At 30.5% G+C, this 17,095-nt stretch carries 13 protein-coding genes and 1 riboswitch; of the genes, 11 read left to right on the forward strand and 2 right to left on the reverse strand.

All coding sequences use genetic code 11. From position 1 onward, the window contains the following. Window positions 1–201: 201 nt before the first annotated feature. On the forward strand, window positions 202–1,068 hold the full coding sequence (locus tag T514_RS0112755; protein ID WP_027625131.1) for an NAD(P)/FAD-dependent oxidoreductase: 867 nt from the start codon (window positions 202–204) through the stop codon (window positions 1,066–1,068). A 73-nt stretch (window positions 1,069–1,141) separates the two neighbouring features. On the opposite strand, the gene T514_RS0112760 is transcribed toward T514_RS0112755, so the two are convergent. Then, a complete protein-coding gene (locus tag T514_RS0112760) occupies window positions 1,142–1,669 on the reverse strand; it encodes a cell wall hydrolase (RefSeq protein WP_423219356.1) in 528 nt (175 codons plus the stop codon). 10 nt (window positions 1,670–1,679) lie between these two features. Next, window positions 1,680–1,806, reverse strand: a riboswitch (cyclic di-AMP (ydaO/yuaA leader). 26 nt (window positions 1,807–1,832) lie between these two features. Continuing rightward, a complete protein-coding gene (locus tag T514_RS0112765; RefSeq protein ID WP_027625133.1) occupies window positions 1,833–2,834 on the reverse strand; it encodes a hypothetical protein in 1,002 nt (333 codons plus the stop codon). A gap of 162 nt (window positions 2,835–2,996) precedes the next feature. Here T514_RS0112765 and cdaA point away from each other — a divergent pair, with 162 nt between their 5' ends. From cdaA to T514_RS0112815, 10 genes are all read left to right on the forward strand, one after another. Further along, window positions 2,997–3,845: a diadenylate cyclase CdaA gene (gene cdaA, locus T514_RS0112770; protein WP_027625134.1), complete on the forward strand. Its 849-nt coding sequence runs from the start codon at window positions 2,997–2,999 to the stop codon at window positions 3,843–3,845. Further along, the gene (locus T514_RS0112775; RefSeq protein WP_027625135.1) at window positions 3,815–5,065 is read left to right on the forward strand and encodes a CdaR family protein; all 1,251 of its coding nucleotides are present in this window, start codon (window positions 3,815–3,817) and stop codon (window positions 5,063–5,065) included. The genes cdaA and T514_RS0112775 overlap by 31 nt, the downstream gene beginning before the upstream one ends. After that, window positions 5,046–6,641 carry an NAD(P)/FAD-dependent oxidoreductase gene (locus tag T514_RS0112780; protein ID WP_027625136.1) on the forward strand — a complete coding sequence of 532 codons (1,596 nt, stop codon included), beginning with the start codon at window positions 5,046–5,048 and terminating at the stop codon, window positions 6,639–6,641. Before T514_RS0112775 ends, T514_RS0112780 begins: the two co-directional genes overlap by 20 nt. Before the next feature lie 137 nt (window positions 6,642–6,778). Next, entirely contained in the window at window positions 6,779–7,696 is a 918-nt protein-coding gene (gene ptb, locus T514_RS0112785) for a phosphate butyryltransferase (protein WP_027625137.1), read from the forward strand. Between the two features lie 27 nt (window positions 7,697–7,723). Continuing rightward, window positions 7,724–8,794 carry a butyrate kinase gene (gene buk, locus T514_RS0112790; protein WP_027625138.1) on the forward strand — a complete coding sequence of 357 codons (1,071 nt, stop codon included), beginning with the start codon at window positions 7,724–7,726 and terminating at the stop codon, window positions 8,792–8,794. A gap of 388 nt (window positions 8,795–9,182) precedes the next feature. After that, window positions 9,183–10,529, forward strand: a complete 1,347-nt coding sequence (glmM, locus tag T514_RS0112795) for a phosphoglucosamine mutase (protein WP_027625139.1) — start codon at window positions 9,183–9,185, stop codon at window positions 10,527–10,529. Window positions 10,530–11,149: 620 nt separating this feature from the next. Beyond that, window positions 11,150–12,976, forward strand: coding sequence for a glutamine--fructose-6-phosphate transaminase (isomerizing) (gene glmS / locus T514_RS0112800; RefSeq protein WP_027625140.1), 1,827 nt, complete (start codon window positions 11,150–11,152; stop codon window positions 12,974–12,976). A 238-nt stretch (window positions 12,977–13,214) separates the two neighbouring features. Next, window positions 13,215–14,477, forward strand: a complete 1,263-nt coding sequence (locus tag T514_RS0112805) for an alkaline phosphatase family protein (protein ID WP_027625141.1) — start codon at window positions 13,215–13,217, stop codon at window positions 14,475–14,477. Between the two features lie 43 nt (window positions 14,478–14,520). Further along, complete coding sequence (locus T514_RS0112810) at window positions 14,521–15,720, forward strand: ROK family transcriptional regulator (RefSeq protein WP_027625142.1); 1,200 nt, start codon at window positions 14,521–14,523, stop codon at window positions 15,718–15,720. 43 nt (window positions 15,721–15,763) lie between these two features. After that, entirely contained in the window at window positions 15,764–17,032 is a 1,269-nt protein-coding gene (locus T514_RS0112815) for an ABC transporter substrate-binding protein (RefSeq protein ID WP_027625143.1), read from the forward strand. Window positions 17,033–17,095 lie beyond the last annotated feature (63 nt).

Genomic DNA, 17,095 nt, shown 5'->3' on the forward strand with positions numbered 1-17,095 from the left:
GGTTGTATAAAGAATAGATTTTTAAAGTGCAGATGACAGAGTACAGATAAGGAAAACTTTTCTTCATTAACATTATGAAAAATTTTGAATTTAAGATTTTCTATAGTGTTAACATGAAAAAGGAATTCTTAACTGTAATCTGTCAATTGTCATATATGAACTAAAAAAAGTGTAAGACACTTTTTTAAAAGAGGTGTAAAAATGAGTGAAAGATATGATATAGCTATAATAGGTAGTGGACCTGCTGGATTATCAGCGGCAATAAATGCAAAGATAAGAAATAAGAGTATAATAGTTTTTGGTAATAAAGAGTTAAGTCATAAATTAGTGAAGGCTCCTAAAATCAATAATTACTTAGGTTTTTTTGATGTAAGTGGAGAAGAATTAAAAAATGCTTTTGAAAATCATATAAATGCTATGAATATTTCTATTACACAAGAAAAAATTAATGCTGTCTATGCTATGGGAGATTATTTTGCAATAATGGTAAATGAGAAATCCTATGAGGCAAAAGCAGTTGTTATAGCCACAGGAATGGAATATAACAAACCAATTATGGGTGAGGAAGAATTCTTAGGAAAAGGTGTGGGGTATTGTGCTACTTGCGATGCTCCATTGTATAAGGGGAAAACTGTAACAATAATTGGATATAATAAAGAAGCAGAAGAGGAGGCTAATTTTGTAAGTGAATTAGCCAGAAAGGTATATTATATACCTATGTACAGAGGGGAATATGGTTTAAGGAAATCTATTGAGATACTTCAGGACAAACCATTAAAAATAGTAGGAGATAACTTAGTTAATAAATTAGTATTAAAAAATGGAGCTATAAATACAGATGGAGTATTTGTATTAAAAGATAGTGTTTCACCAGAACAACTTGTTCCAGGTTTAGAAATGGAAGAAGGACATATTAAAGTTGATAAAAATATGAAAACTAGTATAGAAGGATGTTTCGCAGCTGGAGATTGTACAGGAAAGCCATATCAGTATATAAAGTCTGCAGGAGAAGGCCAAGTGGCAGCATTAAATGCAGTAGCTTATTTAGACTCCCAAAATAATAAATAAAAAAGAATAAATAAGGAAAGTAACTTAGCCTAAGGATAAGTTACTTTCCTATTATTTATAATTTAAGTTTTTCTTATCTTGCTGTAAAAAATACATGATTTCCGATAGTTTTTAAATTAGTTTTTCCTATGTTTTTCATCCAAGATGAAGTTGCAATTCTAGGATTATAGAAGAATAGAGCTTCATTAGTAGGATCAGTTCCATTTAATGCTTCCATTACAGCTTTATAGCTGGTCTTATCTGGTGTTACTGTTATTTCACCATTTCTACTAACACAAGAAAAAGCACTAGGTTGTTTTATAACTCCTTCAATAGACTTTGGAAATGATGAATCTTTTACTCTATTAAGTATTACAGAAGCAACTGCTACTTTTCCTTCATAAGGTTCCCCTTTACTTTCAGCGTAAACAACTTTAGCCATGAGAATTATATCTTTATTTGTTACATATATTTTCCCTTTAGAATGGCTCAGTACTTGAACTGTACTGGTTTGATCATTAAATAAATCAGATTCAACATCCGCATCACATGCTATGCCTGCTTTAACAAAAGTATTAGGTAATAATAACATGTAAGTTAATAATAAAATTAATGCCCTTATTTTCATTTTAATATCCTCTCCTTTTACCTACGGGGTTAGCTGACGGATTCGGCAAAGGTTAGCCTACGTAAAAAACGATTCACCCCAAAATATTGGTTCCCCCGTGTTTTTCTTATAAACTTAGGCTAATGCTATTATTCCCTAAACTTAATAATTAATGCATTTATTTATTGTTTTCTTTAAAATAAGAATAAGTTTTTATAAATTCGTTATAATTGGAGTTCATAATTTTGTAGTCTAAATTTGCTTCGATATATAATGCTTTTAATTTTTCATCTGGAGCAGTGTTATTAAATGCTTGTGCAGATTCTGTGCTTAGAGCATATCTATAATTTTGTAAATAGGAGTCATAATTATCAAAAGTTTTTAGCAGCAATTTGTAAGGCGCGATTCCTTTTGAAGGAACAGTTATTTTTGAAAATTGACTTCTCAGGTCTCCAAATTCTTTTCTCGTGTTATCTATATTGTTTAGTACACTTTCATAGGATATTGATTTATTCTTAATTTTATCATTGTACTCGGAAAAATTAATCTTTATTTCTATAAAAGAACTTAGCACTTCGTCCATTTCATTTATAAAATCAGTATATTGGCTTTTACGAATTTCCTTATCCTTTTTTAAGTTTGCTAATTCTTCCACATAGGAAGTACAGTTATTTATATACTTTAATGTATTTTCATTTAGAGCAATCTTGGTATTCCTTATATTAATAAGAGAATAGTATTGCATACATTTATTTTTATAATTTTTTAAGGCAGTCAAAGACTTATCAATATCATTGCCCTCAGGATTATTAAGAATAGATATTATTTGTTCATATATATGTATATTATTTATCAAACCAGTCAATAAATATTCATGTGACTTTACATATTTTTCTGATGGATTTAGTGAAGTGATTTTATCTTTAATTTTTACTAGTGAAGAAATTTTTTCTGGCAATTCCTTTTTTGATTTATCAATATCTATGGATTCTCCCTTAATGTAATCAGCTGCATTATTATTTATCTTAAGTATGTTATTGATGCTAAATTTTATACTTTTTTCATAAGTTTTGTCCGTATTATTAAAGAAAAAACGATAACTAAATAAAAATATAAGTGAAATAATTAAAGCGGAAAGTAAGCTAATAGAAATTATTATTTTGTTTTTTTTATTTTTCATATGCATCTCACCCCTTTAGCTATAATATTCTTTTTATATAATTAAAATTCCTGTAAAAATATATTTATTAATATTTTTTAAAATTAATTTATAATGTTATATAAATATATTAAGATAGTGTATAATTGTTAATGGATATAATTAATTTAAGGGGGTGAGCCCGTGAAATTTATTGAAACTATTGTAAACACAGTAACTAACATTAATTTGGCATCTATATTAGATATATTAGTAGTATCTTACATTTTTTATAAGAGCTATGTTCTTATAAAAGAGACAAGAGCTGAACAATTATTGAAAGGAATTATTTTTATAATTATATTTATTCCCATAAGTAATTTATTACATTTGGAGATGCTTTATTGGATTCTAAGTAATACACTTACTATAGGAGTTCTTTCATTTATAATTATATTCCAACCAGAAATTCGTAGAGCACTAGAGCATATAGGTAGAACTGCATTTAATGATAAGCATATATTAGAAGATGAAGAAACTATGGAGAGGGTTATAACAGAGATTGTGAATGCAGTTGATAATTTATCAAAATCAAAAACTGGTGCGCTTTTAGTTGTAGAAAGATTAACAGGCTTAGGAGAGACTATAAATACTGGTGTAAAGTTAGATGCTATAGTGTCTTCAGCGTTATTAGAGAATATATTTGTAGTAAATACACCTCTTCATGATGGAGCTACCATAATAAGAAATGATAGAATAATATCATCAGGATGTTTTCTTCCATTAACAAGTAATAATGATTTAAATAAATCTCTTGGTACAAGACATAGAGCTGCTATAGGATTATCTGAAAACTCAGATGCTATTATAATAGTTGTATCTGAAGAAACGGGAACTATTTCATTAGCCGTTAATGGAACCCTTACCAGAAATTATGATAAAAATAAACTAAAAGATATATTGATGAGAATAATAAGGAAAAGTAAGAATAGAAAGTTGAATTTTAGGGAGCGGGTGGTAACATGGATGAAAAAAACCGAAAACAACAAATAATAGTTAAAATATGTTGTGTTATTGCTGCTTTTGGACTATGGTTATATATAAATACTGTACCAAACCCTGTAAGAACATATAATAAAAATATTCCTGTTACCATAATTAATGAACAAGGATTAGAACAATCGAGATTAGCATTAATACCTGGTCAAAAGCCTTATGTTACTTTAACTTTAAAAGGAACCATAAATGACATATATTCTGTTACTGAGGATCAGTTTAAGGTTGTAGTTGATCTTGGCGCTTATGTACTAAAAAAAGGTGATAATAATATACCTGTTCAGATACAACAAAGTCCAGATAATATAACTATATTAAATAGTGATAATCTTTGGGTAAAAATATCATTAGACGATTTAGTTGAAAAGACTGTTCCTTTAAAACTATCTACTGTGGGTAAGCCTAAACAAGGATATTATTCTGGAAAGATTAGTACTGGTGTAAATAATGTATCAGTAAAAGGACCTGGAAGCTTTGTAAAGCTAGTAGATGCAGGTGAAGTAAAGTGTGATATAGGGGCTATTTATAGAGATCTAAATATAATATTACCTATACAAGCTATTGACAGTAATGGAAATGTTGTAGGTGAGGTTAAGGTTTATCCAAAATCCATAGGAGTTAATGTTCCAATTAAAAAATCTAAATCTGTCAGTATAAATGTAAAAACAATGGGAAAATTAAGTGATAATAAGGTATTGGATAAAATTACTGTAGAACCAGAAAAAGTGGATATAATAGGCGATGAGAATGTTATAAATAATATTACAAGTTTAGATATTGAGCCTATTAATTTAGAGAGTTTATCTTCAGATGAAGTAGATGCGAAACTAGTAATACCTAAAGGTGTAACTTTAGTTAGTAACACAAATGGATTTGTGAAGGTAAAGTTTAAAGTACAATCTAATACTATTTTAAATAAAGAGGTTTCTCTAGTTGTAAAAACCATAAATATGGATAGTAATTATAATATAACTTTAGATGTTGACAAGGTTTCTATAACTGTATCAGGGCTAGAAAATGTTATAAATAGTTTAAAGCCGGAAAGTATAGAATGTTACGTGGATTTAAATTCTATAAAGGAAGGTCAGCATAAGTTACCTGTTAATATAAATTTACCAGAAGGAATTAAGCTTGTAGATAAGTCTCCTGAAAGTATTACTGTAAATATAAAAAAGAAAGTAACATCGGAGGGTACAAATGTCAATCAGAATCAATAATATAATATTGGATATAGAAGAAGATACATCAATATTAAAAGAAAAAGCTGCAAAAAGGTTAAAATTGCCAATTAATTCTATAAAGGATTTTAAAATCTTAAAAGAGTCTATAGATGCGAGAAAAAAAGATTCTATTAAATTTAATTATACAGTAGAAATAAGTTGTGATAATGAATCTAAAGTAGTATCAAAGTCTAGAGATAAGGATGTAAAAATAGAAGAAGTAAAATATAATGAAGAATTTAAGTTTGGAGATAAAGAACTAGACCATAGACCTGTAATTATTGGTATGGGGCCAGCAGGAATGTTTGCTGGCCTTTTAATGGCGCAAAAGGGATATAATCCAATAATAATAGAACGTGGAGAAAGTGTAGAACATAGAAGTAAAAGTATAGACACATTTTGGAATAGTAGAGTTTTTAATAAGGAATCTAATGTTCAATTTGGAGAAGGTGGAGCAGGTACTTTTTCTGACGGAAAGTTAACTACAAGAATAAAGGATTCTAGATGTGACTTTGTTTTAGAGGAATTTGTAAAAGGAGGAGCTCCAGAGGAAATCTTGTATATGGGGAAGCCTCATATAGGAACAGATATATTAAAAGAAGTAGTAAAAAGTATAAGACATAAAATTATAGAATTAGGTGGAGAAGTTCACTTTAATAGTAAGTTAGAAGATATTTTAACAAAGGATAATAAGATAAAGTCTATCATTGTAAATGGAAGGGAAATACCTTGTGAAGCTTTAGTTTTGGCCATTGGACATAGTGCAAGGGATACTTACCAAATGCTATTTAATAAAAACATAGCTATAGAGCCTAAGCCTTTTGCTATAGGCGTCAGAATTGAACATTTACAAAGTATGATAGATGAAAATCAGTATGGAAAGTTTGCTGGACATAAAAGATTAAGGGCAGCTGATTATAGATTAGCTCATAATACAAAGGGAAATAGGGGAGTATATAGTTTTTGTATGTGTCCAGGAGGATACGTAGTAGCAGCCGCCTCAGAAGAAGAAAGAGTTGTAGTTAATGGTATGAGTTATTATAAAAGAGATGGGAAAAATGCTAATTCAGCCATAGTTGTATCTGTAACTCCAGATGATTTTGGAAATAGTTCACCTTTAGCAGGAATGGAATTTCAAAGACATTATGAGAGTTTAGCGTATAATGTAGGTGGAAGAGAATATTTGGCTCCAGTACAGTTATTGGGGGACTTTTTAGAAGACAGAAGGAGTAAAAAAATAGGCAATATAGAGCCGACTTATAAACCAGGATATACTTTAAGTGATTTAAAGGAGTGTCTACCAAGTTATGTAGTAGAGTCTCTTAAAGAAGGGGTAGTGAATTTTGATAAGAAAATAAAGGGATTTGCAGATAAAAATGCAGTTCTTACAGGAATAGAGACTAGAACATCCGCACCAATTAGAATACTTAGAAATAAAGTTTTACAAAGTATATCTATAGAAGGGCTGTATCCAGCTGGAGAAGGTGCTGGATATGCTGGAGGCATAATGTCTGCTGCTGTTGATGGCTTAAAAGTAGCGGAAGCTATTATGAAAAATTGGGCTCCATTTTAATTAGGGTAACTTAATATTCTGAAAACTTGTAATTTACGACAAATCTTTGTTAAAATAGAATAGATAACATATATTCGTTTTTATTAGTTAAAACTTTGACAAAATATAAAATAATATTTAAGAAGAGGTGTGTTCTAATGATTAAAAGTTTTGATGAAATCTTAGTGAAAGTTAAGAGTCAGGAAACTAAAAAGGTAGCAGTAGCAGTGGCACAGGATAAGCCAGTATTAGAAGCAGTTAGAGATGCTAAAGAAAACAACATAGCTGATGCAATACTTGTTGGAAATAAGACTGAAATAGAAGCTATAGCAAAAGAAATAGGAATGGATTTAAACAAATTTGAATTAGTAGATGAGCCAGATATGAGAAAGGCTGCTTTAAAGGCGGTAGAATTAGTATCAACTGGTAAAGCTGATATGGTTATGAAAGGATTAGTTGATACAGCTAATTTCTTAAGAGCCGTATTAAATAAAGAAGTAGGTTTAAGAACTGGAAAATTAATGTCTCACGTAGCTGTTTTTGAAACAGAAAAGTTTGATAGATTACTTTTCTTAACAGACGTTGCATTTAATATGTATCCAGAACTTAAGGAAAAAGTTGATATAATAAACAATGCAGCAACAGTAGCTCATGCTATAGGAATAGAATGTCCAAAGGTTGCAGCAGTATGTGCAGTTGAAGTAGTAAATCCTAATATGCCAGAAACTATAGATGCTTCAATACTTGCTAAAATGAGCGATAGAGGACAGATAAAAGGTTGTGTAGTTGATGGACCTTTTGCAATGGATAACGCTTTATCAGAAGAAGCTGCAGCTCATAAGAAAGTAACAGGAGAAGTAGCAGGAAAAGCAGATATATTATTACTTCCAAATATTCAGGCAGGTAATATAATGTACAAAACATTAACATATACAACTGACTCTAAAAATGGTTGTTTATTAGTAGGTACAGCTGCTCCAGTTGTATTAACTTCAAGAAATGATAGCCATGAAACAAAGATGTACTCAATAGCTTTAGCAGCATTAGTTGCTAATAACATGAAAAAAAGAAAATAATATATTTAGATAAATGGAGGAGAAGAAATGTCAAAGAAATTATTAATAATTAACCCAGGTTCTACATCAACAAAAATTGCTGTGTTTGATGATGAAAACTTAGTTTTAGAAGAAACTTTAAGACACTCAGCTGAAGAAATAGGAAAGTATGCTACTATTTATGATCAGTTCCATTTCAGACAGGAAGTAATACTTAATGTATTAAAAGAAAAAGGATTTGATATAAAGACTTTAGATGCAATAGTTGGTAGAGGCGGACTTTTAAAACCTGTAGAAGGTGGTACATACACTGTAAATGAAGCTATGCTTAAAGACTTAAAAGAGACTGTAAGAGGACAGCATGCTTCAAATCTTGGTGGAATTATAGGTAATGAAATAGGAAATTCATTAGGAATACCAGCATTTATTGTAGATCCTATTGTTGTTGATGAACTTGAGGATGTAGCAAGAGTTTCTGGTATACCAGAAATTGAAAGAAAGAGTATATTCCATGCATTAAATCAAAAGGCAGTAGCTAGAAGATATGCAAAAGAAAATGGAAAAGCTTACACAGATGTAAATGTTATAGTAGGACATATGGGTGGTGGAGCATCTGTTGGTGCACACAAAGCTGGAAGAATAATAGATGTTAACAATGCATTAGATGGAGAAGGACCATTCTCACCAGAAAGAACAGGCGGAGTTCCAAGTGGGGATTTAATTAGACTTTGTTATTCAGGTAAATTTACTTTAGAAGAAATGATAAAGAAAGTAAACGGAAAAGGTGGAGTTGTTGCTTACCTTGGAACAAACGACTTCAGAGATCTTGAAGCTAAAGCATTAGAAGGGGATAAAAAGTTTAAATTAATATTAGATGCATTTATTTATCAAATGGCTAAAGAAATAGGAAAATGTGCAGCAGTATTAGAAGGAAAAGTTGACGCAATTATATTAACAGGTGGAATAGCTTACAGCAAGTATGTAACTTCAGAAATTAAGAAAAAAGTTGGATTTATAGCTCCATTTGTAATCTACCCAGGAGAAGATGAAATGTTAGCATTAGCTCAAGGTGGATTAAGAGTATTAAATGGAGAAGAAGCTGCAAAAGAATATAAATAATTCAGCAGTTTATATAATGACCAGTGATGAAAATCACTGGTCATTTTCTATAAGGCACATTTAAAAAATAAATAAGTCAGTATGCTAGGCTATTTTGCATCATACTGCGTCATCAGAACCCACTGATAGCTCTACTAGCAGTGGAACCTACTTCCTTGTTTGATATAAAATATCCGTCGCATCTTTGACTTGTTATTTATTTTAATGTGCCTAAAATATTAAATTTTTAGAAACACTAGTATTTATATAAGGCGTTTTTATTGTTAGTAGGGTAAAATTATATTATAATTATTCTGTGGCTTTATGTAAAAAATGCTGCAAAATTTAAAGAAAATGCATATTATAGAAAATATAAATAATGTATAATAAGCAAAAGAGAGGTATTGAAATGGGTAGAATGTTTGGAACAGACGGAGTTAGAGGAATTGCTAACGATGAATTGACAGCAGATTTAGCTTATAGTCTTGGAAGAGCAGGAGCTTATGTGTTAACAGAAGGAACACATAAACCTAAAATATTAGTAGGAATGGATACCAGAATATCTGGACATATGTTAGAAAGCTCTTTAGTAGCAGGAATTCTTTCTGTAGGAGCAGAAGCAATTTGTGTAGGAGTTATACCAACTCCAGCAGTAGCATATCTTACAAGAAAGTATGGAGCAGATGCTGGAGTAGTTATATCTGCATCACATAATCCAGTAGAATATAACGGAATAAAGTTTTTTAATAATAAAGGATATAAGCTTCCAGATGAATTAGAAGATAGAATTCAAAGTGTAATAGAAAATAATTTTGAGGGAGTACCAAGTCCTACTGGAGCGGATATAGGAAGAAAAGTTATTGAAAAAGGTGCTTTGGAACATTATGTAGAATTTGCTAAAAGTACTATAAATACTGACTTAAAGGGCCTTAAAGTAGCACTTGATTGTGCTAATGGAGCAGCATATAAGGCAGCAGTAGAAACTTTTAGAGAACTTGGAGCTGAAGTGCTAGCTATAAATAATGATCCAGATGGTATAAATATAAACAAAAATTGTGGATCAACTCATCCAGAAGAACTTATGGAATATGTAGTTAAAAAAGGATGTGATTTAGGATTAGCCTTTGATGGAGATGCAGATAGATGTTTGGCTGTAGATGAAAAAGGAAATCTTATAAATGGTGATTTCATAATGGCTATTTGTGGTAAACATATGAAGGAAGCTGGAAAATTAGATAAAAATACAGTAGTAGTTACTGTAATGAGCAATATGGGACTTTTTATTGCCATGGATAAAGAAGATATAAATCTTGTAAAGACAAAAGTTGGAGATAGATATGTTCTTGAAGAAATGCTAAAGGAAGGTTATAAAATAGGAGGAGAACAATCAGGTCATATAATATTCCTAGATTATAACACTACAGGGGATGGTCTTGTAACTGCTATTCAACTTTCATCTATTGTTAAAAATAGTAAAAAGACATTATCACAGTTAGCTTCTATGATGAAGGAATTACCTCAGGTTTTAGTAAATGCGGTAGTGCCAAATGATAAAAAGAATATCTATATAGAAGATAGTGAAATAGCAGAAGAAATAAGAAAAATAGAAGAGAAAATGAATGGAAGAGGAAGAGTTTTAATAAGGCCTTCGGGTACTGAACCACTAGTAAGAGTTATGCTTGAAGGAGAAGATCAAAAGGAAATTGATGAAATAGCTCATTCCTTAGCTAAATTAATTGGAGAAAAGGCAAATTAAATTTTGTTTGTATGATTTAGCTATTCCATTATTAGTAATGGAATAGCTATTTAAATAATCAATGACTAATTTTGTCATTGACCAAATCCATTATTAAAAATATAATAAGGCATATGAAATAAAATAATAATTTAAAAAGTATGTTTTTTAAAAATTTGAAAGGAAGTGATGTTTATAGAAATGAATAAATAGAATTTTAAAAGCTTTATTAAAAGCGCCAGGACTTAGGTGATGAAGTTCGACTGACCAAGTGAAAGATTTGGAGTAGTAAAGGAAACTCAATCTAATGATTGAGTAAGTTCGACTAACCAAATCGAAGATTTGGAGTGTTAAATGAAACTCAGACTAACGTCTGAGTAAGTTCCACTGACTAAATCAAAGATTTAGAGTGTCACTTAAGTTGACGAGGATGGGGAGTATCGAATCTTCGGCGGGTGCCCCACGGTATCGCACTACCGTTAACGATTGATAAAACCGAAAAGCGATTTTCGATACAATATCAATCAGGTGTTAAAACCTTAAGCTTAGGGTCAAAGCGAAATTAAGTGACCTGTTTTTCTAGTTAATAATTTAACGAGAACTGGAAAAGCATAAATAAAAATGTGAAAGGAAGATTTTTTATGTGCGGAATAGTAGGATATATAGGAAAGAGACAGGCTTCAGATATATTGGTAGAAGGATTATCAAAACTTGAATATAGAGGATATGATTCAGCAGGGGTAGCTATTATAGATAATGGCTCAATAAATGTAATGAAATGTAAGGGTAGATTAGCTAATTTAGAGGAAAAGCTAAAAGAAACTCCTTTACAAGGAGAAATAGGTATTGGACATACAAGATGGGCTACTCATGGAGAACCGTCAGATGTAAACTCACATCCACATAGTAATGAAAAGGGAACAATAAGCGTTGTTCACAATGGAATAATAGAAAATTATATTCACTTAAGAGAATGGTTAACTTCTAAAGGATATGTTTTTAAATCAGAAACTGATACAGAAGTTATACCACACTTAGTAGACTATTTCTATAATGGAGATTTATTAGATGCTGTTATGAAAGCAGTAGCTAAAATGGAAGGTAGTTATGCTATAGGCGTAATATGTAATGATGAGCCAGACAAAATTGTGGCTGTAAGAAAAGATAGTCCAATGATAGTAGGGCTTGGAGAAGGTGAATATTTTATAGCATCAGATATACCAGCTGTATTAAATCATACAAGAGATATATATCTTCTTAATGATAAGGAATTTGTTGTATTAACAAAGGATGGAGTAAAATTATATAGCGAAGAAAGAGAAGAAATAGAAAGAGAAATATATCATGTAACTTGGAATGCAGATGCTGCTGAAAAGGGTGGCTATGAAGACTTTATGTTAAAAGAAATACATGAACAGCCAAAAGTTATTAAAGATACAATGACTTCAAGAGTAATGATGGGCAAACCAATAACTCTGGATGATATAAAAATAACAAAAGAACAAATAGAAAATATAAATAAAATATATATAGTTGCTTGCGGTACAGCTTATCATGCTGGAGTAGTTGGTAAGTATGTAATAGAAAAGTTAGCAAGAATACCAGTAGAAGTAGATATAGCTTCAGAATTTAGATATAGAAATCCAATAATAGATGAAAAGACATTAATGATAGTAATAAGTCAATCAGGTGAAACAGCAGATACTTTAGCTGCTTTAAGAGAAGCAAAAAACCGTGGAGCTAGAGTTATTGCTGTAACAAATGTTGTGGGAAGTTCAGTTTCAAGAGAAGCAGATGATGTTTTATATACTTGGGCTGGACCAGAAATTGCAGTAGCATCTACAAAGGCTTATGAAACTCAGCTTGTAGCAATGTATATAATAGCATTATTCTTTGCTCAAAATAAGAAAACTCTAAGTGAAGCAGAATTAGAAGAATTAAAGAAAGAAATGTTAAGCATACCTGAAAAAGCACAAGAATGTTTAAATAATAAAGAAGTAGTACAGAAGTTTGCTGCTAAGAATTACATGCATAAAGATATGTTCTTCTTAGGAAGAGGCCTTGACTACGCAGTAGCTATGGAAGGTTCTTTAAAACTTAAGGAGATATCCTATATCCACTCAGAAGCTTATGCAGGTGGAGAATTAAAGCACGGTCCAATAGCTTTAATAGAAAAAGGAACTGTAGTAGTAGCTCTTGCAACACAAGATGAACTATTTGAAAAAATGGTAAGTAACGTAAAAGAGGTTACAACTAGAGGAGCACATGTTTTAGGATTAGCTTTTGAAGGAAATGAAAGTATAGAAAAAACAGTGGATTCAGCAATATATCTACCAAGAATCAATCCACTATTTGCACCATTACTTTCAGTAATCCCATTGCAGTTATTCTCATACTATGTAGCAGTACAAAAAGGTTGTGACGTTGATAAACCAAGAAATCTTGCAAAATCAGTTACAGTTGAATAGTTGTCCACATTAATTTAAAAAATTTATCCACATTGTTGATAAAAAATAATCAGCAATGTGGATTGTTTTATTTTAAAGGAGAAAAATATAATTGTATAAATGTAGTGAATTAATAAAAAAATATGAATGTTACAAATAGTATTGAAATAATTACAAATTAGGATTATAATTTATATTATGTAATATTATTCCAATGACTTTAAAAAGTTATTGAGATTTATATAGGTGGATTATGAATATGGAAAATTATTTCATATACATTAATATTGATGGATTTGCTAAATATTATTTTGATTTAGCAAGAAAGCTAAATATTCCACTGTATAACTTGGAATGTTTGATTAATGAAGGTTGTTATTTTGAAAATTTGTGGACAGGTATTCCATCAATTACTTTTCCAATGCAAAGTTCTATACTTAGTGGAGCTTATTCAAATGTTACAGGAAATGTATCAAAGTACTTTGATAAGGAGAAAAATAAAATTGTTTACTGTAAGCATTTGAATTATGGTGAAACTTTTGGGGAGGTATTAAGAAATAAAAATAATTCCCTTATATCAATCCAACAATTTGTACTCAATAGTAGAGGGGCTTCTTATGAGGATAGAGATTTTTTATATCTTCAACCAGGAGGAGATTACAAAAAAAGATTTAATATTTTATTAGAGTTATTAAGAAATAATAGGGTTGATTTAGGTGAGAAGAGTATTTTTTATGATAAAATACCTAAGTTTATATTTCTTTATGTTGATGACCTTGATGAAGTTGGACATAATGCTATTTTCAACTATGAGGGATTAATGGCATTTTCAGAAAGAAAGCGTATAAGTAAAGTAATATCTAGATTACAGAAGATAGATATTAAAATAGGTGAAGTTATTAAGGCATTAATAGATAAAAAGATATATAAAAGAAGTTATATACTTATAACTTCTGATCATGGAATGGTTCCTTTCAAAGGAAGGAGTTCAATACCTAGACTAATAAAAGATTTAAAGAAGTGTGGATTTAAAAATATAATATATACAGATGATTTAGTATCAAAGGAATATGAAAATAATTGGGATGTGGTAATGACATCTACAGGAATAGAGGTACAGGTATGGTTCAATTCAACAGAGGTAGATTTGAACAAAATAAAACATAAGTTAGAGAAAAAAGATTATATTGAAAAAGCTCTAACCCGAGACGAATTGATTGATAAAGGAGTCTTTGAAGGATTTTCAGATATATTAGTGTCGCCAATTCCACCATATCATTTTAATGGTAATATATCAAAAAGATTTCTTTTAAGAGGGGGACATGATTCATTAAATGAAGGTACTCAAAGAATCTTTGGAGTATTAAAGGGGCCTTTAATAAAAGAAAATTTTATTTGTAAAGACTCAGTAAAGAATATAGATTTAATTCCAACATTATGTGAAATATTAAAAATTCCAGTTATGAGAAGTTCAACAGGGACTATAATTAGAAAAGTAATTAAGTCAAAAGAAATAGATTAGTATAAATACTTTTTCCAATGGAAAAAGAAAGTGTGAGGTTGGTATGGGACAAAATTTAAAATTAGATCAGGAGAAATTAAAAATATTAAATAGACAAAATATTTTGAATATAATAAGGAATAGTAAGGAGATTTCTAGAGGTGACCTTACAGAAAAGACAGGATTAAGCCCAACTACAGTTTCAACAATTACTAATGAACTTATGGAGAATAATATGATAGCGGAAATATGTGTAGGAGAGTCGAGTGGTGGAAGAAAACCAATTATATTTGGATTGAACAAACATGCAAAATATGTAATCACTATAAGGCTTACCTATAGAGGTGCAATTTTAGATTTAGTTGACATGGAGTGCAATCCTATATATAGAAAAGAATTTAAAGAATATTTGGATAATGAGATAAAGGTAAGAAAGATGATTAGTACATGTTTAGAAAATATAATGAGTGATTTTTCAGAAAATGTGGAGAGAATTGTTGGGATAGGTATTAGTGTGCCTGGGGTAATTGACTACAAAGATAATCTGGTTATTTATTCTTCAAGGCTTCATCTATCTAATTTTGATATGGGAGATGCAGTAAGATCGGTTATAGATAAGAAAACATATATTTTTAAAGATACAGATTCTATGATATTAGGAGAATATTATTTTGGCGAAGGAAGAGAATATAAAGATTTAGTATATATTTTAGTTGAAAATGGTATAGGTATGTCTTATGTTAATTCAGGAAAATTATTTAGACTTCCTAGAGGGGGATTTGAACTAGGTCATACCACTATAACATCAACTGGGCCAAAGTGTCAGTGCGGAAGTGTAGGATGTTTAGGAATGCTTGTTTCTGAAATGCCAGCTCTTTTAAGATTAAATGAACTTATTAAAGAAGGTATGGAAACCTCTTTTAGTCAGGCTTCTAATTTAAATTATATTGATATCATAAGAGCTTCAAATAACGATGATAAAGCTTCCAGACAAGTTATTGAGGAACAGGCTGAAAAACTGGGTATTGGCATGGCGAATATTGTAAATTTATTAAATCCGGAATTGATCATTATAGGTGGACCACTTATTTATAGTAAATGGGATTTAATTAGTTGTATTAAAAAAAGCATAAAAAAACATGCACTAGAGCCTTATACAGATAAGCTTAACATAAAGTTTTCAAAGTTTGGTCATGAGTCTTCACCACTAGGGATGGCTAATTTTATTTTGGAAGATGAAGTTTTTATACCAATTAATATTTAGTTAATAATATGCCTTTGGGTAAATTAATATGGGGGGTACTACTATGAAAACTAAAAAATTATTAAGTATGGGTCTATCAGTTTTATTAGCTTCTAGTATTTTTATAGGTTGCGGTGATAAAGCTGAAAAGCCTGCAAGTGCAGAGGGAGAAAAGGCTACAATAACATACTGGCAGCATAGCAGTCCAGCAAGAGACAAAATGATGGAAAGTTTAGCTCAAGAATTTATGAAAAAAAATACAAACATAGAAGTTAAGCTTGAGTTTATACCAGAAGATAGCTATAATACTAAGCTGATTTCATCTTTGGCAACTGATGCAGCGCCTGATGTTATGCAAATTCAATCAGGTATGATAAATAGGTTAGCAAAGGCTAATGCTATCCAACCTTTAGATGAAAACGTTTTATCTACAAAAGATATTAAGAATGAATTTATACCAGCTACAGTAAATGGACTTCAGGTAGACGGAAAATACTATGGTCTTCCAACAGATACACAGACAATAGTAGCTTTTTGGAACAAAGATCTTGTTAAACAGGCAGGCTTAGACTCTGAAAAAGGTCCACAAACATGGGATGAAATGCTTAATTGGGCTAAGAAACTTACTAAGAGAAGTACAGATGGTAAGATGGAAATTTCAGGTTGGGGTGTTAAGGGATATCACCCTGAAGTTCAGGCTTTAATTCTTCAAAATGGTGGGAAAATTGTAGATGAAGATGGAAAATACATTTTTGCTGATGATCCTAAGGCAATTGAAGCAATGCAGTATATGGTAGGTGCATATAAGAAAGATAAAGTTTATGATACAAAGTTTATGAAAAATTGGGCTGGATTTAGACAAGGCAAGATTGCATTAATGCTTGGGCATCCAGCTATGATAGGTAATTTAAAGCAGACAGCTCCAAATGTTAAACTAGGGCTTGGATTAATACCTGCTAAAAATGGTAAGCACACAACTGTTGTTACATCATGGGGATATGCTATTTCAAAGAAAGCTAACGCTCAGGCAGCAACAAAATGGATAGAGTTCTTAACTAGTGCTGATGCTGAAAAGAAATGGACAAAACAAACAGGGGAACTTCCAGCAAGAAAGAAACTATTAGAAGATTCAGAGCTAAATGCTGATCCACAATTAAAAATTGTATTATCATCATTAAAGGATTCAGAAGTTGGATATGTACAGATGGGTATTTTAAATAAATACTGGAGTGAAGGGTTTGAAGAAATATTATTAAAGGATGTCTCTGTTAAGGATGGATTAAAGAAAATTCAAAATAAAATAAATGAGGAGATAGCAAAGGATATAAAATAGATTTAAGTATATTCAATATTATATTTCTAAAATGGAGAACTAAGAGTTCTCCATTTTAGAAAT

Origin of the sequence: Clostridium lundense DSM 17049 (genome assembly GCF_000619945.1) — a bacterium.
In the GTDB taxonomy this organism is placed as follows: Bacteria; Bacillota; Clostridia; order Clostridiales; family Clostridiaceae; genus Clostridium_AO; species Clostridium_AO lundense.